The organism is Pseudomonas sp. H9 (genome assembly GCF_004353925.1).
Taxonomy (GTDB): Bacteria; Pseudomonadota; Gammaproteobacteria; order Pseudomonadales; family Pseudomonadaceae; genus Aquipseudomonas.
The window spans coordinates 52,167-70,130 of the sequence record NZ_SMOK01000004.1 but is presented as its reverse complement, the minus strand read 5'-3'; the positions used below and the strand labels follow the sequence as shown (position 1 = coordinate 70,130).

At 59.8% G+C, this 17,964-nt stretch carries 18 protein-coding genes; 6 read left to right on the top strand and 12 right to left on the bottom strand.

Features of this window, described 5'->3' with window-relative positions:
- Positions 1-8 precede the first annotated feature (8 nt).
- The 4 genes from E1573_RS02660 to E1573_RS02645 all read right to left on the bottom strand — a co-directional run bounded on the left by E1573_RS02660 (position 9) and on the right by E1573_RS02645 (position 3,462).
- On the bottom strand, positions 9-557 hold the full coding sequence (locus E1573_RS02660; RefSeq protein ID WP_133210400.1) for a tetratricopeptide repeat protein: 549 nt from the start codon (positions 555-557) through the stop codon (positions 9-11).
- A 170-nt stretch (positions 558-727) separates the two neighbouring features.
- Positions 728-2,008, bottom strand: a complete 1,281-nt coding sequence (gene hemL / locus E1573_RS02655; protein WP_133210398.1) for a glutamate-1-semialdehyde 2,1-aminomutase — start codon at positions 2,006-2,008, stop codon at positions 728-730.
- Positions 2,009-2,023: 15 nt separating this feature from the next.
- The gene (thiE, locus tag E1573_RS02650; protein ID WP_133210396.1) at positions 2,024-2,650 is read right to left on the bottom strand and encodes a thiamine phosphate synthase; all 627 of its coding nucleotides are present in this window, start codon (positions 2,648-2,650) and stop codon (positions 2,024-2,026) included.
- Between the two features lie 14 nt (positions 2,651-2,664).
- On the bottom strand, positions 2,665-3,462 hold the full coding sequence (locus E1573_RS02645) for a hydroxymethylpyrimidine/phosphomethylpyrimidine kinase (RefSeq protein WP_133210394.1): 798 nt from the start codon (positions 3,460-3,462) through the stop codon (positions 2,665-2,667).
- Between the two features lie 264 nt (positions 3,463-3,726).
- Here E1573_RS02645 and E1573_RS02640 point away from each other — a divergent pair, with 264 nt between their 5' ends.
- From E1573_RS02640 to E1573_RS02625, 4 genes are all read left to right on the top strand, one after another.
- Complete coding sequence (locus E1573_RS02640) at positions 3,727-5,709, top strand: hybrid sensor histidine kinase/response regulator (RefSeq protein ID WP_133210392.1); 1,983 nt, start codon at positions 3,727-3,729, stop codon at positions 5,707-5,709.
- 83 nt (positions 5,710-5,792) lie between these two features.
- The gene (locus tag E1573_RS02635; protein WP_133210390.1) at positions 5,793-7,445 is read left to right on the top strand and encodes an acyl-CoA dehydrogenase family protein; all 1,653 of its coding nucleotides are present in this window, start codon (positions 5,793-5,795) and stop codon (positions 7,443-7,445) included.
- 32 nt (positions 7,446-7,477) lie between these two features.
- The gene (gene amn / locus E1573_RS02630) at positions 7,478-8,983 is read left to right on the top strand and encodes an AMP nucleosidase (protein WP_133210735.1); all 1,506 of its coding nucleotides are present in this window, start codon (positions 7,478-7,480) and stop codon (positions 8,981-8,983) included.
- Positions 8,984-8,989: 6 nt separating this feature from the next.
- Positions 8,990-9,619, top strand: coding sequence for a pseudouridine synthase (locus tag E1573_RS02625; protein WP_133210388.1), 630 nt, complete (start codon positions 8,990-8,992; stop codon positions 9,617-9,619).
- On the opposite strand, the gene E1573_RS02620 is transcribed toward E1573_RS02625, so the two are convergent.
- Positions 9,616-9,819, bottom strand: coding sequence for a DUF2788 domain-containing protein (locus tag E1573_RS02620; RefSeq protein WP_133210386.1), 204 nt, complete (start codon positions 9,817-9,819; stop codon positions 9,616-9,618). The two genes, E1573_RS02625 and E1573_RS02620, sit on opposite strands and share 4 nt — an antisense overlap.
- A gap of 55 nt (positions 9,820-9,874) precedes the next feature.
- A complete protein-coding gene (locus E1573_RS02615) occupies positions 9,875-10,351 on the bottom strand; it encodes an Lrp/AsnC family transcriptional regulator (RefSeq protein ID WP_045182667.1) in 477 nt (158 codons plus the stop codon).
- A gap of 379 nt (positions 10,352-10,730) precedes the next feature.
- Between E1573_RS02615 and E1573_RS02610 the strand changes: the two genes are divergently transcribed.
- The gene (locus E1573_RS02610; RefSeq protein WP_133210384.1) at positions 10,731-11,327 is read left to right on the top strand and encodes a DUF6515 family protein; all 597 of its coding nucleotides are present in this window, start codon (positions 10,731-10,733) and stop codon (positions 11,325-11,327) included.
- A gap of 80 nt (positions 11,328-11,407) precedes the next feature.
- Here the strand turns inward: E1573_RS02610 and E1573_RS26925 are convergent, their stop codons facing one another.
- From E1573_RS26925 to E1573_RS02595, 3 genes are all read right to left on the bottom strand, one after another.
- Positions 11,408-11,512 carry a hypothetical protein gene (locus E1573_RS26925; protein ID WP_371925123.1) on the bottom strand — a complete coding sequence of 35 codons (105 nt, stop codon included), beginning with the start codon at positions 11,510-11,512 and terminating at the stop codon, positions 11,408-11,410.
- Positions 11,513-11,659: 147 nt separating this feature from the next.
- Entirely contained in the window at positions 11,660-12,532 is an 873-nt protein-coding gene (locus tag E1573_RS02600; protein WP_133210382.1) for a cation diffusion facilitator family transporter, read from the bottom strand.
- 25 nt (positions 12,533-12,557) lie between these two features.
- Positions 12,558-12,977: a polyribonucleotide nucleotidyltransferase gene (locus E1573_RS02595; protein ID WP_133210380.1), complete on the bottom strand. Its 420-nt coding sequence runs from the start codon at positions 12,975-12,977 to the stop codon at positions 12,558-12,560.
- A gap of 118 nt (positions 12,978-13,095) precedes the next feature.
- Here E1573_RS02595 and hrpB point away from each other — a divergent pair, with 118 nt between their 5' ends.
- Positions 13,096-15,630, top strand: coding sequence for an ATP-dependent helicase HrpB (gene hrpB / locus E1573_RS02590; RefSeq protein ID WP_133210378.1), 2,535 nt, complete (start codon positions 13,096-13,098; stop codon positions 15,628-15,630).
- 72 nt (positions 15,631-15,702) lie between these two features.
- Here hrpB and E1573_RS02585 read toward each other — a convergent pair whose 3' ends face one another.
- The 3 genes from E1573_RS02585 to E1573_RS02575 all read right to left on the bottom strand — a co-directional run bounded on the left by E1573_RS02585 (position 15,703) and on the right by E1573_RS02575 (position 17,840).
- Positions 15,703-16,206 carry a hypothetical protein gene (locus E1573_RS02585; RefSeq protein ID WP_133210376.1) on the bottom strand — a complete coding sequence of 168 codons (504 nt, stop codon included), beginning with the start codon at positions 16,204-16,206 and terminating at the stop codon, positions 15,703-15,705.
- 319 nt (positions 16,207-16,525) lie between these two features.
- A complete protein-coding gene (locus E1573_RS02580) occupies positions 16,526-17,059 on the bottom strand; it encodes a hypothetical protein (protein ID WP_133210374.1) in 534 nt (177 codons plus the stop codon).
- Positions 17,060-17,171: 112 nt separating this feature from the next.
- Positions 17,172-17,840 (bottom strand): hypothetical protein, encoded by a 669-nt coding sequence (locus E1573_RS02575; RefSeq protein ID WP_133210372.1) that lies wholly within the window; start codon positions 17,838-17,840, stop codon positions 17,172-17,174.
- Between the last annotated feature and the right edge of the window lie 124 nt (positions 17,841-17,964).

Below are 17,964 nucleotides of genomic sequence, written 5' to 3'. Positions count from 1 at the left end.
CCCGGGTTTCAGGGAAGTGGCGAGAAGGGGGTGCGCCCTTCGGCGGTCTGCAGTTCCAGCAGGTACTTGCGGAAAATCTGCCCCAGCACCTGGGTTGCCACCTCCAAGTCTTCACGAGGCATTTGCTCGGAGACCTCGTCGGCCAGGTCCAGCGCATCTTCAGCACCATTGACGGCAGCCATCTTCAGCACGATGTAGGCTTGCACGTTGTTGGCTGCGACACCTTCACCTTTGAAGAACATGGTGCCCAAGCGGTACTGGGCCTGGGCGTGGCCTTGCAGCGAGGCCTGCTCGAAGTAGTTCAGGGCTTGTTTGAGGTCGCGAGGGGTATTGGTGCCCTCATAATAGAACTCGCCCAGTTCGTATTGGGCTTGCGCGTCGCCTTGCTGAGCAGCCTGCTGGCAGGCGGCCAGGGCTTGGGGCAAGTCTTCGGGCTGGGAATTGAGGGTGCAGCGGCCCGTTGCTGGAATCAGCAACGAGTTACCGCCTGCCAGGGCCAGCAGGGGCTGAAGAAGCAACAGGCAGCCCAGGGCGAGGGCGCGGCCGGTGCGGTTCATGGGGATCGACTTACCTCTGCAAAGCTGCGGCCAAAGTGTCTGGTGGCACATTATGGGTTAAGCAGCGCCTACCTTACAAAGTCTTTACTCGATTTTCTCTTCATCGCGGGGCAAGCCCGCTCCTACATTATCCTCTGTAGGAGCGGGCTTGCCCCGCGATCAGTCCAGCATCAGAGTTTAGCGAAAGCCCGCTCAGCAGCATCCAAGGTGATTTTCAGCTCGGTTTCGCCATGGGCGATCGAGGTGAAACCTGCTTCAAATGCACTTGGCGCCAGGTACACGCCGCCTTCAAGCATCAGGTGGAAGAACCGCTTGAAGCGCTCGGCATCGCTGGCCATCACGTCTTCGAAGGTGACGATATCGTCAGCACCGCTGAAGTACAGACCGAACATGCCGCCTGCCTGGGTGGTGACGAACGGGATGCCAGCAGCATCGGCGCGCTGCTGCAGACCGTCGAGCAGGCGGCTGGTGTAGTTGCTCAGCTCGTCGTGGAAGCCCGGGCGGCTGATCAGTTTAAGGGTAGTCAGGCCGGCGGCCATGGCCAGCGGGTTACCCGACAGGGTACCGGCCTGATAAACCGGGCCCAGCGGAGCAATCTGTTCCATGATCGAGCGCTTGCCACCGAAGCAGCCGACTGGCATGCCACCGCCGACGATTTTGCCGAAGGTCGACAGGTCAGGGGTAACACCGTAATGCGCCTGGGCACCGCCCAGGGCTACACGGAAACCGGTCATCACTTCGTCGAAAATCAATACCACGCCGTGTTTGTCGCACAGCGAACGCAAGCCTTCGAGGAAGCCAGGCGCAGGCGGTACGCAATTCATGTTGCCGGCCACCGGCTCAACGATGATGCAGGCAACGTCCTGACCCACTTCAGCGAGCATTTTCTCGACAGCGTCGATGTCGTTGAAGGGCAGAGTCAGAGTGTGTTTGGCGAAGGCAGCAGGCACGCCGGCGGAGCTTGGTACGCCTTGAGTCAGCAGACCGGAACCGGCTTTTACCAGCAAGCTATCGGAGTGGCCGTGGTAGCAACCTTCGAACTTGATGATGCTGTCACGGCCGGTATAACCACGGGCCAGACGAATGGCGCTCATGGTCGCTTCGGTGCCGGAACTGACCATGCGCACCATTTCCATCGACGGCACGATCGAGCAGACCAGGTCGGCCATCTCGGTTTCCATGGCGGTTGGCGCGCCATAAGACAGGCCGTGTTCCAGTTGCTTGCGCACGGAGTCGAGTACGTCCGGGTGGCTGTGGCCGAGGATCATCGGGCCCCAGGAGCCCACGTAATCAACGTAGCGTTTGTCGTCTTCGTCAGTAACGTAGGCACCTTCGGCATGCTTGAAGAACAGCGGTGTGCCGCCAACGCTCTTGAACGCCCGCACCGGCGAGTTGACGCCCCCGGGGATATGCTTCTGGGCGTTGGCGAACAGGGTTTCGGAACGAGACATGATGGGCTCTCTCAATCAGGCAGATGCGAACAGGGCGTTGAAGGCGCGGGCACGACGGGTGACTTCCTGCGTGCTGTCAGCGCCGAACAGGCCGTGAATCACCGCCAACAGGTCGGCGCCATGGGCGACCAGCGGGGCGGCGTTGTCCAGGGTGATGCCACCGATCGCGCAGATCGGCAATTTGAGCCGGGAGCGTGCTTGCTCCAGCAAGGCCGTATCGGCTGCTGGCGCGCCCGGTTTGGTTACGGAATTGAAGAAGCGGCCAAAAGCGACGTAGCTGGCGCCTTCGCGGGCCGCCTGCTCAGCCAGCTCCAGCTGGGCGTGGCAGGTTGAGCCGATGATTGCCTGACGCCCGAGCAAGGTACGCGCCGGGGTCAGTGGGCCATCGGTCTGGCCCAGATGAACGCCGACACCCAGACGCGCTGCCAGCTCGGCATCATCATTGATGATCAGCGGCGTCTTGTAGCGCGCACAGAGTTCGGCCAGTGACTCGGCTTCCCGCAGGCGGCGCGCCTGGTCTTCGCTTTTGTCACGGTATTGCAGCAAGGTCAGGCCGCCTTCAAGGGCCGCTTCGACATAGGGCAGAAACTTACCAGCCAGCAGTTGGCTATCAGTGATGGCATACAGACCGCGGAGCTTCATCTAGGGCCTCGGGCTCAGGAGCAGAAATCCAGGGGAAGGCGACGGGGCACATATTGGCCTTTGCCCAGTTGTTCGGCATCGCGCAACGTGCGCCAGGTGTAATCCAGTGCCGAGCGTACCGCGCTTTCCAGCTGTTCACCCAGGGCCAGGCGACCGGCCAGCGCACTGGCCAGGGTGCAACCCGAGCCGTGGTAGCTGCCAGGCAGGCGCTGGCAGGTCCAGGTGTGGCGTTGGCCGTCGCGGCTGTACAGGCGGTTATGGATTTCGTGCTCGTCACCGTGACCGCCGGTGATCAACAGGTGTCTGACAAAAGGCAGCAGTTTTTCTGCGCACTCGTCGGCGGTGCCATCAGGCAGCTCTGCGAGAATGCGGGCTTCAGGGAGGTTAGGGGTGGCGATCGTCGCCAGTGGCAGTAGCCGCTCACGCATGGCGTAGCCGACTTCATCTTTACCCAGACGGCCACCACCGCCGGCACGCAGTACCGGGTCGCAGACCAGTGGCAAATGAGGATGGGCGCTGAGCAGTTCGACGACGGTGTCGACCATTTCCAGCGAGCCGAGCATGCCCAGTTTGACGGCCGCTACCGTTGAATCGGTAAGCACGGCGTTGGCCTGGGCCAGTACCCACTCGCGGTCGAGGACGCGGAAGTCACTGACATTGACGGTATCCTGAACGGTCAGGGCGGTCACGGTGGGCGCAGCGTGACAGCCTTGGGCAATCAGGGCTTCGATATCTGCCTGCAAGCCGGCACCGCCACTGGGGTCGTGGCCGGAGAGACAGAGGACAACGGGGCGGGAGCTGTAGGTATTCATGGTGCGCGAGCTTACCATCAAACGCTTTTGTCGGGTCTGCCCCTGCGCCAAGCTTTTTTGATCAAGTGGTCAGAAAATTGTTTTTTTAATCGCTGTAAATGCCGTGCTAGAGCCTTTTCTTCAAAATTTTATGTGGCGTCTGGAAGCGATGAAAAGCTATGCTAGAGTGCTCGAACAATTGATAACGGTTACTGCCGGATCGCGTCGCCTCAAACGGACAGGAGGCCTGCGCGACACGACCGGGACAGACCATGCTGGGGCTGTATGCGCTATTTGCTGATTGTTGTGCTGGGCTGGTTGCCACTACTGGCCACGGCGGTCGACTTCGACGACTCAACCCGCAGCTTGCCCTTGGGGCGGGTGATGCAGGTGTTCGAGGATCGCGATGGCAACGCCAGCATTGCGCAGGTGAGCGCTCCTTCGTTCAGTGAGCAGTTCCGTACGCACCAGGCCGACGTGTTGAACGCCGGCTACTCCACGTCGGTGTTCTGGATCAAACTCGACTTACGCTATACCGCACTGCCTACGGCTGCGCCTCGCAGCTGGTTGCTGGAGTTGGCCTACCCGCCGCTGGATCACCTCGAACTCTACTTGCCCGATAGCAGTGGCACGTTCCGCCTGGCCCAGCGCACCGGTGATGCACTGCCGTATGCCAGCCGCCAGATCGAGCAGAACAATTACCTGTTTGAATTACCTTTCAACCCCGGCCAAACCACCACAGCGTATTTGCGCTTGCACAGCCAAGGCTCGATTCAGGCACCGCTGACCTTGTGGTCGACCGAGGCGTACCTTGAAGAGCAGCCGACCCGCCTTTATGTGCTCGGCCTGATTTATGGCGTATTGCTGGGGATGCTGGTTTACAACCTGTTCATCTACCTCAGCGTGCGTGACACCAGCTACCTCTATTACATCCTCTATATCGCCTCGTTCGGCCTCTACCAGGTGTCGGTCAATGGCGCCGGTGTCGCGTACTTTTGGCCAGACAACCCGTGGTGGGCCAATGCCGCCACGCCACTGTTCATCGGCGCGTCGGGATTGTTTGGCTGCCAATTTGCCCGAACCTTCTTGCAAATGGCCCAGCACAACCGCATTTTCGATGGCGTGCTCAAAGTGTTGATGGCCAGTGGCGGGCTGGTCATGGTCTTGTCGCTGATCAGCAGCTATGGCATTGCCCTGCGCCTGGCCACGATCCTGGCCTTGCTGTTCACCGTGTGTATTTTTACTGCTGGCGTATATGCCTGGTGGCGTGGCTTGCGAGTGGCCCGTTACTTCATCATCGCCTGGACGGCGTTCTTGATCGGCGGTTTGGTCAACACCCTGATGGTGCTCGGCTACCTGCCGAATGTGTTCCTGACCATGTATGCCAGCCAGATTGGCTCGGCCCTGGAAGTCTGCCTGCTGTCACTGGCGCTGGCGGACCGTATCAACAGCATGCGTGACCAGCAGGCTCAGGCACTGCGCGAAACGGGTCGGGCGCTGGAAGTGCTCAATCAGCAACTGGCCAACAGCAACCGTTTGAAAGACGAATTCCTGGCCACCGTTACCCACGAGCTGCGTACACCGATGAACGGTGTCATTGGTTCGCTTGAGCTGATGCAAACCATGCCCATGGACTATGAGCTGGCCCAATACCAGCACACCGCCAGTGCCGCCGCCCAGGACATGATGGGCATGGTCGACAACATCCTGATCCTTACCGAACTGCAGGCTGGCCGCCTCAGAGCGCAGAATGAGCCGTTCGGCCTGCGTGGTTTGCTGCAGGAAGTGCGTAGCAAGTACGCCGCCTCGGCGCTGAGCAAGGGGCTGTACTTGAGCCTGGACACCCCCGCCGATTTGCCCGAAATGCTGATAGGCGACCGGCATAAACTGGCCTTGTGCATCAGTTATCTGCTCGACAACGGCATCAAGTTCACCCATCAGGGTGGCGTGGTGATTGAAGTTCGCGGGGGCTTGCAGGGGCCGGACGTGCTTGGCTTGATCATCAGTGTCAGCGACAGCGGCATCGGTTTTGACCGTCTTGCCGAGCCCGGGCTGTATCAGCGCTTTTTCCAGGTGGATGGCTCCATGAGCCGCCAGTATGGCGGGCTGGGCATCGGCTTAGCGATTTGCCGGCATCTGGCTGACCTGATTGGCGCGCGCCTGCAGCATGAGTCCAATCCGGGGCTGGGCAGCCGCTTCGAACTGGTCCTGAGCCTAGCCTTGAGCCAACCCCACGCGCTCACCCGACACGGGTTAAATCGCGGCTAGTTAGGCGTTTTTGTCACTTTGACCGGGGGGAGGGGCGTGATTCACTGAATTATCAGTCACGTCCGGATCCAGGAGGCCCCCCGATGAACCTGCACCAGTACGCTGAAACTCACGAAGTCACCAATCAACCGCCATCGCTGGACGGGGCCAACCTCTATCGCATTGACCTGCCTTTGCAGCAATGGTCGCAGCATTTTGGCGCAGGTTGGGCGCAAGCCCGGATTGATGCCTACGGGGCACTGGCGGGTGGGCCACTGATGGCAGCAGGTTTTCTGGCCAACCAGAACAAGCCGCAGTTCAGCAGCCATGATCGCTACGGCCATCGTATCGATCTGGTGGAGTTTCATCCGGCGTACCATGAGCTGATGCGCACGGCTATTGAGCATGGCCTGCCGTCACTGCCCTGGACTGACCCGCGCCCAGGCGCCCACGTTGCCCGCGCTTCGATGACTTACCTGCACAGTCAGGCGGAAGCCGGCAGTGGATGCCCGCTGACCATGACCTTTGCAGCGGTGCCCGCGCTCAAGCTGCAGCCGGAACTGGCCGAATACTGGCTGCCCAAGGTGCTGGCCACCGAATACGATCCACGTAATGTCGGTGACAAGCACAAAGTCGGGGTGACCATCGGCATGGCCATGACCGAAAAGCAGGGCGGCACCGATGTTCGCGCCAACACCACTCGAGCCTATCCGGTGGCGGCTGCAGGGCCGGGACAGGCCTATGAGCTGGTCGGCCACAAGTGGTTCTGTTCGGCGCCGATGTGCGATGCGTTTCTCACCCTGGCGCAAACTGAAAAGGGTCTGAGTTGCTTCCTGTTGCCACGCCATCGCCCGGATGACAGCCGCAATCAGTTCTACATTCAGCGCCTGAAAAACAAATTGGGTAACTGCTCGAACGCTTCCAGCGAAGTGGAGTTTCGCGGTACCCTGGCATGGATGATCGGTGAGGAAGGACGCGGCGTGCCGACCATCATTGAAATGGTGGCAATGACCCGTTTCGACTGCATGGTGGGCTCCAGCGCCCTGATGCGTCAGGCATTGACTCAGGCCGCACACCATTGTGCTCACCGCCAGGTGGGTGGGCGCCTGCTGGCTGAGCAGCCGCTGATGCAGAACGTCCTGGCAGATCTGGCGCTGGAGAGCGAAGCCGCCCTGGCACTGAGCCTGCGCATGGGGCATGCCCTGGATCAGCCGGATGACTCGCAACAAGCGCGGTTTGCGCGCTTGGTAACGGCGGTGGGCAAGTATTGGATCTGCAAGCGTGCACCGGCGATGATCAACGAAGCTGCCGAATGCATGGGCGGCGCCGGGTATGTGGAAGACAGCATCCTGCCGCGCTTGTATCGCGAGGCACCGGTCAACTCGACCTGGGAAGGTTCGGGTAACGTGCAGTGCCTGGATGTGCTGCGCGCCTTGTCCAAGGAGCCCGGCGTGCTGGAAGCGCTGTTTGATGAGCTGGGCGACGGCCATGGCGACCCGCGGCTGGCGGTGCACATCGGCAACCTTAAAGCAGCGTTTGCCGATACGGATGACATTCAGTATCGCGCGCGGCAGCTGACCGAAGACATAGCCCTGGGCTTACAGGCCAAGCTGTTACTGGAGGCCGGCAACAGCACGGTCAGTGATGCGTTTATCGGCAGCCGCCTCGGCGGCAGTGGTCGCGTCTACGGCGTGCTGCCACGGGGGATCGATGTTGGCGAATTAGTGGCACGGTCGACACCTAACTGGCCGCTCTAACAAGCGTGCCTTTGCCTGAATATATAGGCAAGATGGGGGCATGCATGTCAGACAGGAAGTACATTGTGAGTCGTACTGATGAAGCCTTCGTTGTCGTAGAAACCGCCGAGCAGGCCGTCGAGCATTTGGCGAGCCTGCACGAGAAAGCCACCGCGGCCTTGAGTCAGGCGCTCAAGCGCTACCTCAAGGACCGCACCGAGCCCGATGCCGACGAGCGGGCAATGTTTCGCTATCCGGAATTACGCCTGACTTACGAGTACCACGGCGAGGTGCCAGCCACCACACGTGCCTACGCCAAGGTCCAGACACCGGGCACCTACAGTGTCACCGTGACCCAGCCAGCAGCCTTCCGTAACTACCTGCTGGAACAGCTCAAGCCGCTGATGCGCGATTTCACCGTGAAAGTTGAGGTCGGCGTCAGTCAGCAGAACATTCCTTACCCCTATGTGGTCGAGCAGGGCGATGAACTCGCCGGTAGCGGGATTACCGCTGCGGCGCTGGCGCGGGTGTTCCCCAGCACTGACCTGTCTGCCGCCACAGATGGCATCGCTGATGGCCTGCATGATTGGGCCAACGTCGATCCGTTGCCGCTGGCGCTGTTCGATGCCGCGCGTGTGGACTTCTCCCTGCGCCGCCTGGTGCATTACACCGGCAGTGACTGGCGCCATGTACAGCCGTGGATCCTGCTGACCAACTACCACCGCTATGTCGACCAGTTTGTCACCCATGGTCTTGAGCAATTGCGCAATGATCCGCGTTTCGTGCGCATGGTGCTGCCGGGCAATGTGATCATTGAAAAGAGCATGGACAACGGCGAAGCCCAGGCGCTGGTGGCGGGGGTGGTCTGGCACCGTTATCAGATGCCCGCCTATCACCTGATTGCTGCCGATGGCGATGGCATTACCCTGGTCAACATCGGCGTTGGTCCATCCAACGCCAAAAACATCACCGACCACCTGGCGGTGCTGCGGCCACACTGCTGGCTGATGATTGGCCACTGTGGCGGGCTGCGGCAGTCGCAGACCATCGGTGACTATGTGCTGGCCCACGCTTACATGCGTCGTGACGGCATTCTTGACCGCGTGGTGCCGCCGCATATTCCGATTCCAGCCCTGGCCGAGGTGCAACTGGCACTGCAAGAAGCTGCAGCGCAAGTGACCGGCGAGCGTGGCGATGAGCTGAAAAAACGCCTGCGTACTGGCACTGTGTTGACCTATGACGACCGTAACTGGGAGCTGCGCTGGGCCCAGGAGCGTCCGTTGATCAACCTGTCGCGGGCGGTAGCGGTTGATATGGAAAGTGGCACGATCGCAGCGCAGGGTTATCGTTTGCGCGTCCCTTACGGCACTTTGCTCTGTGTTTCAGACAAACCGCTGCACAGTGAAATCAAACTGCCAGGCGCGGCCAATGCCTTCTACAATCGGGCGGTCAGTCAGCACCTGAAAATCGGTATCGCCGCGCTGGATCTGCTGCGTACCGAGCTGCATTCGCTGCACTCGCGTAAACTGCGCAGTTTTGACGAGCCGCCGTTCCGCTGAGGCCCCATGCCGTTACCCCCTCGCTCCAAGCCGCGCCATGGCGCGGCCAAACCCGCCGGCCCGCGTCGCCAACCCAAGGCGCCGCCGGCCGAGCCGCGGTTGATCCTGTTCAACAAGCCTTTTGACGTACTGACCCAGTTCAGCGACGGTGAAGGGCGCGCAACCCTCAAGGACTTCATTGATATTCCGGGCGTCTACCCGGCCGGGCGCCTGGACCGTGACAGCGAAGGTTTGCTGCTGCTGACCAACGATGGCCAGTTGCAGGCGCGTATCGCCGACCCCAAGCACAAGCTGGCGAAAACCTATTGGGTTCAGGTGGAGGGTGAGCCAACCGAAGCGCAACTGCAGTCATTGCGTGATGGTGTAGTGCTCAATGACGGGCCGACCTTGCCTGCTCAGGCCCGGCAACTTGAAGAGCCGCAGCTGTGGCCGCGTAACCCACCGGTACGCTTTCGCAAAAGCGTGCCGACCAGTTGGCTGGAACTGGTAATCAAGGAAGGGCGTAACCGTCAGGTGCGGCGCATGACCGCTGCGGTCGGTCTGCCGACCCTGCGCCTGGTACGGGTACGGATCGGCGACTGGACCTTGGACGGCCTCGATCAGGGGCAATGGCGGGAAGTACCGGCGCGGCGCTAGACGCCTTCGATGTAGCCGATAACCACGCTTTTGATGATGAAAGCGAGTACACCCAGACCAAGAACGAAGAACAGAATGAAAGTGCCGAACTTACCGGCTTTGGATTTCTTCGCCAGGTCCCAGACAATAAAGCCCATGAAACCAATCAGGATGGTGACCAGGACGGTCATCATCCACTCTTCGAACAACGCAGGATCCATTGATTCTCTCCGGCAGGTTGAGGCGCGCGATTATACGCCCCACTTTCCGGTCTGACTAACGCAGGTGCGTCAACGGTAGTTCGGTGCTGGCCAGCACCTGGTTGAGCACAAAGCTGGAACGCACGCTGGTGACGCCTTCGATGCGAGTCAGGTGCCCTAGCAGGAGCTTTTGGTAGTGGTCCATGTCGGGGACGACAACCTTGAGCTGATAGTCGGCGTCCATCCCGGTGACCAGGCTGCACTCAAGCACTTGTGGCAAATTGCGAATAGCCGTTTCGAATGCCTCGAAGCGTTCCGGGGTGTGGCGGTCCATACCGATCAATACATAGGCGGTCAGGCTCAAGCCCAGTTTCTTACGGTCGAGCAGGGCGACCTGGCGCGCAATGTAGCCGTCATCTTCCAGTTGTTTGACCCTTCGCGAGCACGGCGAAGGCGACAGGCCGATGCGTTCGGCCAGTTCCTGGTTAGAGATACGCGCATCGCGCTGCAATTCGGCCAGAATGCTTAGGTCGTAGCGGTCCAGTTTGCTCATGGGACATGCCTTTTCTATTTCGATTGCGTTGAATTATCAATCCTTGGGTAAAAATTGCGCAAGTGATATTTGATTGAGCAATCTTAGCAATCCTCTGCTGCCGCTCTAGCCCTATGCTTACACACAGAATCACTGCCCGGACATCAGTCCACTGCAACAGGCCATATCTGGGCTGTTGCGGCCAGCAACCCAACAGGGTTGTGCTCGGCCCCCGGGCTACACACTGTTCACAAGACAGCGTGAGGTGAGCCGACGTCACAAGCGTCGAGCACGGACAAAATTCTCAAAGGGAGGCCTTAAAGCCTCCCTTTTTTATTGCCTGTGATTTTTTATGGCGCGGCCGATAATCTGGTGTCTATCACGGCTCAAGAGAACGGGTATGAAGTTGCGAGTGAAATGTCTGGCAGTGCTGTGTGCGAGCCTGACACTGCCAGTAGGGGCCCAGGAGCAGGGCAGCTCGCCTTTGCAGTCGCGTCCGGATGAAGTGCGCCAGACACAAGCGCCACGCCCCGGTTATTACCAGGACATCCCAAGGCGTCATTATCAAGCAGGGCAACTTGTTGATAGATTTCCCGATCAGTACTGGCGCGTGCCTTACCGTGGCCAAGACTACTTCTATTCCGGAGGGTATTGGTACCGCCCACAGGGGCCCCAATACGTTGTAGTAAAACCACCTTACGGCGTTCGGATCGGTCAGTTACCGAATGACGCACGACAAGTGCGGATTGACGGTGTGCTGTATTTCCTGGCGGCGGACACCTATTACCAATACCAGCAGGGCAGCCGCGAGTTCATGGTGGTGAACCCGCAAGGAAACAGCGACGACGTCATCGCCTACCCCGCTGCTGGGCAGAGCACTGATCAGCAGGCAAGGGACCGCTATGAGTGCGATGGTTGGGCGCAGCAGCAGGCGCCGGGTAGCTATCAGCGGGCGCTGGGGGCTTGCCTGAAAGGCCGTGGGTACAGCATCAACTGACTCGGTAGGAGAGGGCTTGGCCCGCGATTGCGGTTTTTCAGTTAAATCGCATCGCGGGGCAAGCCCGCTCCTACCGATACTCAGTGCGCCGGGTCGGCGTGTACCAGTACTTCGGCCCTTGGATACTTGCCATGTATCGCCGCTGCCGCCTGCTCGCAGAGGACATGGGCTTGGATCAAGGGCAGGTCGCCGTGTAGCTATCAGCGGGCGCTGGGGGCTTGCCTGAAAGGCCGTGGGTACAGCATCAACTGACTCGGTAGGAGCGGGCTTGGCCCGCGATTGCGGTTTTTCAGTTAAATCGCATCGCGGGGCAAGCCCGCTCCTACCGATACTCAGTGCACCGGGTCGGCGTGTACCAGTACTTCGGCCCTTGGATACTTGCCATGTATCGCCGCTGCCGCCTGCTCGCAGAGGTCATGGGCTTGGGTCAAGGGCAGGTCGCCGGGTAACTCCAGGTGTACTTGCACGAACCAGTGACTGCCGGAAACCCGAGTACGCAGGTCATGGGCGCCGCGCACGCCGGGCACACTGCAGGCTAGCGCCAGCATCTGCTCGCCGATGTCGCCCGGCAGTTCCTGGTCCATCAGAATCGACGTACTCTCCCGGGCAATCTGCACAGCACTCCAGAGGATGTACAAGGCAATGCCCAGGCCGAAGAAGGCATCCAGCTGTGGCCAGCCCAGGCGGGCCAGTACCAGGGCGAGCAGGATGCTGCCGTTGAGCAACAAATCAGAGCGGTAATGCAGCGAGTCGGCCCGCACCGCAGTGGAGCCGGTAATGCGTATGACCCGAGCCTGCAGCATCAATAGAGCGATTGTCAGTGCCAGTGACAGCAGCATTACCGCAATACCGATGGCGGTGCTGCCTAGCGGCTGAGGATTCTGTAATCGCTCGACGGCTTGCACGCCAATCAGTACCGCACTGACGGCAATAAACAGCGCCTGAGCCATGCCAGCCATGGCTTCAGCTTTGCCATGGCCATAACGGTGATCGTCATCGGCGGGGCGCAGGGCGTAGTGCACGGCCAACAAATTGAGGAATGAGGCGACACCATCGAGTGCCGAGTCAGTCAGGCCCGCCAGCAGGCTCACCGAGCCGCTCAGCCACCAGGCCACCGCCTTGCTCAGCACCAGAATGCTGGCCACCGCCAGTGATGCGCGAGTGGCCAGGCGCAGCAGGCGCCGATGTTCAGCCGAAGAGTTCATCCTGCCGAGGGCATCCTTTGGGTACTCAGGCGGCGGGCTTGAGGCCAAACATTGCCAGTTGCTCGACACTGCCCTTGTGCTGGATCAGGCGTGGGTCGTTCAACGGCAGGCGCTGGCCCAGTTCGGTTTCGAGGATAGCCTGCAGTTTGCTGTTGTCGACCTTGCCGTCGGCAGTGATGGCTTGGTTGAGCTTTTCCGGGGCGACCTGAGCCGAGCGGCCGCCGGGCAGGTAAATAGCGCCGGTAGCGAAGTCGACACCGAAGGCAATCAGGCCGGGGAGCACATAAAACAGAATGCCAATGGCGTCCATTGCGGCGACCACAGGGTCGATCTTGCCTTCGATCTGACCGCGCCGGTCAGGGTAGAAAATCGTGCCGCAGGCCGATAGCTGAGTCAGCAGGGTGGCGATCAGGGCGCCGCCAATGATGCGAGAAGGAATACGCATGAATATCTCCGGAATGAAGGCCTCAAAGATACAGGCAATGAGCCGGTATCTACAGCTAAGACCATGATAGAGCAGGCTCGGTTCGCCGTTATACTCGGCGCATTGTTTGAGGGCTACCATGATTTCGTTACCGATCGATGCCGTATTGCCGGCCTTGCGCGAGGCGCTGAACCAGCGCCATGAAGCTGTGCTGGAAGCGCCACCCGGCGCCGGCAAAACTACCCGCGTGCCGCTGGCGTTGCTGGATGAGCCGTGGTTGCAGGGCCAGACCATTCTTATGCTTGAGCCACGGCGCCTGGCCGCGCGTGCAGCTGCCGAGCGGCTGGCCAGTGAGCTGGGTGAGCAAGTCGGGCAAACCGTCGGCTACCGGATTCGGCTCGACAGCAAAGTTGGTCCCAACACCCGCATCGAAGTGGTCACCGAAGGCATCCTCACCCGTCGGCTGCAGGCTGATCCTGCGCTGGAGGGCGTTGGCCTGCTGATTTTTGACGAGTTCCACGAACGTAGCCTTGATGCTGACCTGGCTCTGGCCCTGAGCCTCAATGGCCGCGAGCTGCTGCGCGATCAGCCGCCGCTGAAAATTCTGCTGATGTCGGCAACCCTAGAAGGTGAACGCTTGTCGGGTCTGCTCGATGAGGCGCCGGTGATCAGCAGCGAAGGGCGCATGTACCCGGTAGATGTGCGCTGGGGAAGGCCGTTCCAGCCGGGGGAATTCATCGAGCCGCGGGTAGTCGACACGGTTATGCAGGCGATTGCCGATGAGCCGGGAAGCCTGCTGGTGTTTCTCCCAGGTCAGGCTGAAATCCGCCGGGTGCATCAATCGTTGCAAGAGGCACTGGGAGAGCGGCAAGACCTGCTTCTGTGCCCGTTGCACGGCGAGCTTGAGCTCAACGCCCAGCGTGCAGCCATTGATGCCGCGCCACCTGGCAAGCGTAAGGTGGTACTGGCAACCAACATAGCCGAGACCAGCCTGACCATTGATGGGGTGCGTGTGGTGGTTGATGCGGGGCTGGCACGGGTGCCCCGTTTCGACCCAGGCAGCGGCATGACCCGCCTCGATACTCAACGCATCTCGCGTGCCAGCGCCACTCAGCGCGCCGGGCGTGCCGGGCGTCTTGAGCCAGGAGTGTGCTACCGGCTGTGGTCTGAAGCTCAGCATGATCAACTGGCCGCCTATGGCAGCGCCGAAGTTCTCCAGGCTGACCTTGCCGGTTTGGCTTTGCAGTTGGCACGCTGGGGCGTCACACCGGATCAATTACGTTGGTTGGATCAACCGCCAGCCGCAGCTTATGCGCAAGCGCTGGATCTGTTGCGACGCCTGGGAGCATTCAAGGCGGGTAGCCAGGACAGCCTGACCGAGCACGGTCAAGCCATGGCCGAATTGCCTGCGCACCCGCGCATCGCCCACCTGCTGTTGCGCGGCCAGGAATTGGGCCTGGCGGACATGGCCTGTGATGTCGCTGCGCTCTTGGGCGAACGCGATATTTTGCGTGGCGGCGGTGCTGACCTGCACACGCGCCTGGCGTTGGTGAGTGGCGAAACGCGGGCGAGCAAAGGCGGGCAGGGTGGCGTGCAACGTGCTCGGCAATTGGCCCGACAATATCGGGGGTACTTGCGTGGTAAGGCGCGGTCAGCGGTTGCCGACCCGGAGCATTCCCGCTGGCTCGGCGCGTTGCTGGCGCTGGCGTATCCAGACCGGGTTGCCCAACAACGCCGCGCCGGCGGGGCTGAATACCGACTGGCCAATGGTCGTGCAGCCATGTTTGGTGATGCTGATGCGCTGATGAAGTACCCGTGGCTGGTGGTTGCCGACCTGGGCAGCCGCCAGGGCCAGCGCGAAGAACGCATCTATCTGGCCGCCGAATTCGATCCTGCGTTGTTCGATGGGGTACTGGCCGAACAGGTGACCTGTGCTGACATCCTTGACTGGGACGAGCGCGAGAACGTGTTGCGCGCTGAGCGTCAACGCAAAGTCGGCGAACTGGTGCTCAGCCGTGAACCGTTGACCGGTCTGGACGAGGATGCCCGCGCCAAAGCATTGCTGGAGTTGGTACGGCGCAAGGGCCTGGAACTGTTGGCCTGGACGCCCGAGCTACGCCAGTGGCAAGCACGTGTGGCATTGTTGCGCCACCTTGACCTTCAGGCAGGTGATACCAGCGAATGGCCTGACCTGAGTGATACGGCACTGCTGGAAAGTTTGTCTGACTGGCTACAGCCTTATCTGGGTAAGGTTTCCCGCCTGAGCCATTTCGCCCAGCTCGACCTGTCGTCGATTCTGCGCAATCTGTTGCCCTGGCCATTGCCACAGCGATTGGATGAATGGGCGCCGGTACACCTGAATGTGCCTTCTGGGTCGAACATCCGCCTGGACTACAGTGAGCAACCACCTGTGTTGGCTGTGCGGCTTCAGGAGTTGTTTGGCCTGGCCGACACGCCGCGCATCGCCCAAGGTCGTCAGGTGGTGCTCCTTCATCTGTTATCACCTGCGCGCCGTCCAGTGCAGGTGACGCAGGATCTGGCCAACTTCTGGCGCACTACTTACACCGAGGTGAAGAAGGATTTGAAGGGGCGTTATCCGAAGCACTATTGGCCGGATGATCCGTTGGTGGCGGAGGCAACTGCGCGGGCCAAGCCGCGCGGAACGAATCGGTAATGATTGTTGCGCAATGGTAGTAGCCGTTGCCCAAGAGCAGCGGAGAGCTGCTCTTGGGCCTGGGCGAGCGCTTCAGTCAATCCGCTTGACCAGAAACTCGTGGATTTCACCCTCTTCAACGTTCAGCAGGTAGAAGGTGCCTTTTTGGTGATGAGGGGTGTCAGCGATCGCTTTGACCTCATGCCCGCGGTGGTCGCGCCACAGGCAAACCAAGCCTTCTTCAGTCCAGTTCAGTGGCTGAAGCTTCCAAAAGTCTGTGACCTCCGACACTTCGTAAAGCCCAAGGTAGCCATTACGGCTGGCTCCGAGCTTCTTCTTGGCGTTACGCCCTGTGCCGGAGATGTTGAAATGCAGGCGGTTTTCGGTTTCTGAGTGATAGACAAACTTGAACAGCGGCGGTTCTTCTTTGCCGCCGGCCTGGAGCCAGTCGTCTTCAGGGGTAAAGCCCCAGGTAAATTTGTCGGTGGATTGGCTGAGACGCAGTGGGATTTCACGGCCATCTTTAAGCATGTAGATTCGGCCTAGAAACTCCGAGGTATCTTCGGCGTACAGCTCTTGATCTTGGGTATCGGTCATGGGATTTCCTTATCTGTACATTGTTTGGGTTTGCGCGAGAGCAGCGGCTAGCTGCCTCGTGCTCAGTGTGTAACCCGTAAAGCGCAGATTGGAGACCGAAAGACTTCCGTTTCAGCTCAAGCCTCAGGCAGGGCCAGTTGCTATGCGCAAGTGAAGAAAGATTTGAAGGGGCGTTATCTGAAACACTAGTGAACAGATGATCCGTTGGCGATGGAGGCAACGGCACGATTCAAGACCCGCGGAGCGAATCGGCAATGAATTTTGCTCAACGATAGTGCCGGAGCGTTAGCATCGGTTGACGCCCCGGCAGTTTGGCGCGTTATTCTTCAGTATCTGGCCAACCCCCTGCTGGCATCATCTCGATCAAAAAGTGGTGCACTTCGCCACCGTCAACGTTCAGGTAGAACACGGGCTCACCGAAGAAACGCAGCCCCGTGCCACCGAGTTGCTTTACTTCGTGGCCTCGATGATCGCGCCACTGACAAACCAGGCCTCTGTCGGTCCATCTCAGAGGTTCAAGCTTCCAGTAATCAGAGACCTCCGACACTTCATACAGCCCCAGGTAGCCGTTACGGCTGACGCCGAGCTTCTTGTTGGCGTTTTGGCCCGTATCGGAAATATTGAAGTGCAGGCGGTTTTCGGTTTGTGAGTGATAGGCGAATTTGAAGGTTGGTCCAGGCACTAGATAGCTGCTTGCCAGGAGCCAGTCGTATTGAGGGGCAAGTTTAGTTCTGTCCCAGCTGAGACTCAGCGCATATTCTAAACTTGGGTATCTCTTGTCAATCATGGTGATTCTTGCAAAAAAATCTTTGGTGTAATCGAGATACCGCGGGTCTTCTTGGATATCGGTCATAAGATGTCCTTATCTGTGAATGTGCAGGTTTGCGTGAAAGCAGCTAGCTGCTTTGCACGCAGTTTGTAACCCGTAAAACGCAGATTGGAGACCGAAAGACTTCCGTGTTAGCTCACGCCTCAGGCCGCTGCGTAGCGGTTTCACTGACCAGCATGAACAGGCGGAACATCACGACGGTGCTGAACAGCTGCAAGAAGCCATTACCGCTGTCGAGGGCCAGTTGCATCAGTGGCGAAGGCTGCGGAACCAGCATTTGGCTCAAACCATCGATCAGCCACAACGGGGCGAGGACGCCAAGTACACAGGTGAGAATCCGCCAGAAGTTGCCCGTGGTCATCTGGAAGCTTTGCTGCATGGCTGCCAGTGGCGGAAGGCCGCGTAGTACCAGCAGGTACTCGGCAAAGGTCAGGTTGATCATCACCCAGATACCCGGAAGGATGAACAGCGCGGCGCCTGCCATGATCAACAGCGAGCTGAGCATGATCATCAACGTGAACGATGGCCACAGGCGCAACGCCATGGCCAGAAGATTGCGTTTGAGCGGCGTGTAGCCGTTGCTGCGGGTGTCGAGGTAGAGAATCAGGGCAGCACTGTACAGCGGGTAAAACAACAGGCTGGCCAGCATGCCGTAGATCTGTGAGGCGTCTTTGCCCAGTTGCTGATAGAGCATTTGGGTGAGGAGTGCTTCGAGCACCACCAGCGGCAAGCACAGCTGGACGATGCTCAGCAGGTGGCGGCGGAAGAAATACAGGGAGTCACGCAAAACACTGAGCGGATTCATCGGTCGATATCATTTTGAAAAAAAGCAGGGCGTAACTTTAGCCCAGCCAGCCTTTAACCTGAAGAAAGTTTCATCACAGCTTGTGTTGAATCCGCAGCTTGCGCCCCCCATTTTCAATGAACCT

Coding starts and splice junctions, on each gene's coding strand:
- hemL (WP_133210398.1), bottom strand. CDS start 2,008: ATGTCTCGTTCCGAAACCCTGTTCGCCAACGCCCAGAAGCATATCCCC.
- E1573_RS02610 (WP_133210384.1), top strand. CDS start 10,731: ATGAAGTTGCGAGTGAAATGTCTGGCAGTGCTGTGTGCGAGCCTGACA.
- E1573_RS02620 (WP_133210386.1), bottom strand. CDS start 9,819: ATGGATCCTGCGTTGTTCGAAGAGTGGATGATGACCGTCCTGGTCACC.
- E1573_RS02595 (WP_133210380.1), bottom strand. CDS start 12,977: ATGCGTATTCCTTCTCGCATCATTGGCGGCGCCCTGATCGCCACCCTG.
- E1573_RS02575 (WP_133210372.1), bottom strand. CDS start 17,840: ATGAATCCGCTCAGTGTTTTGCGTGACTCCCTGTATTTCTTCCGCCGC.
- E1573_RS02615 (WP_045182667.1), bottom strand. CDS start 10,351: ATGAGCAAACTGGACCGCTACGACCTAAGCATTCTGGCCGAATTGCAG.
- E1573_RS02625 (WP_133210388.1), top strand. CDS start 8,990: ATGCCGTTACCCCCTCGCTCCAAGCCGCGCCATGGCGCGGCCAAACCC.
- thiE (WP_133210396.1), bottom strand. CDS start 2,650: ATGAAGCTCCGCGGTCTGTATGCCATCACTGATAGCCAACTGCTGGCT.
- amn (WP_133210735.1), top strand. CDS start 7,478: ATGGGGGCATGCATGTCAGACAGGAAGTACATTGTGAGTCGTACTGAT.
- E1573_RS02585 (WP_133210376.1), bottom strand. CDS start 16,206: ATGACCGATACCCAAGATCAAGAGCTGTACGCCGAAGATACCTCGGAG.
- E1573_RS02645 (WP_133210394.1), bottom strand. CDS start 3,462: ATGAATACCTACAGCTCCCGCCCCGTTGTCCTCTGTCTCTCCGGCCAC.
- E1573_RS02640 (WP_133210392.1), top strand. CDS start 3,727: ATGCGCTATTTGCTGATTGTTGTGCTGGGCTGGTTGCCACTACTGGCC.
- hrpB (WP_133210378.1), top strand. CDS start 13,096: ATGATTTCGTTACCGATCGATGCCGTATTGCCGGCCTTGCGCGAGGCG.
- E1573_RS02600 (WP_133210382.1), bottom strand. CDS start 12,532: ATGAACTCTTCGGCTGAACATCGGCGCCTGCTGCGCCTGGCCACTCGC.
- E1573_RS02635 (WP_133210390.1), top strand. CDS start 5,793: ATGAACCTGCACCAGTACGCTGAAACTCACGAAGTCACCAATCAACCG.
- E1573_RS02580 (WP_133210374.1), bottom strand. CDS start 17,059: ATGACCGATATCCAAGAAGACCCGCGGTATCTCGATTACACCAAAGAT.
- E1573_RS02660 (WP_133210400.1), bottom strand. CDS start 557: ATGAACCGCACCGGCCGCGCCCTCGCCCTGGGCTGCCTGTTGCTTCTT.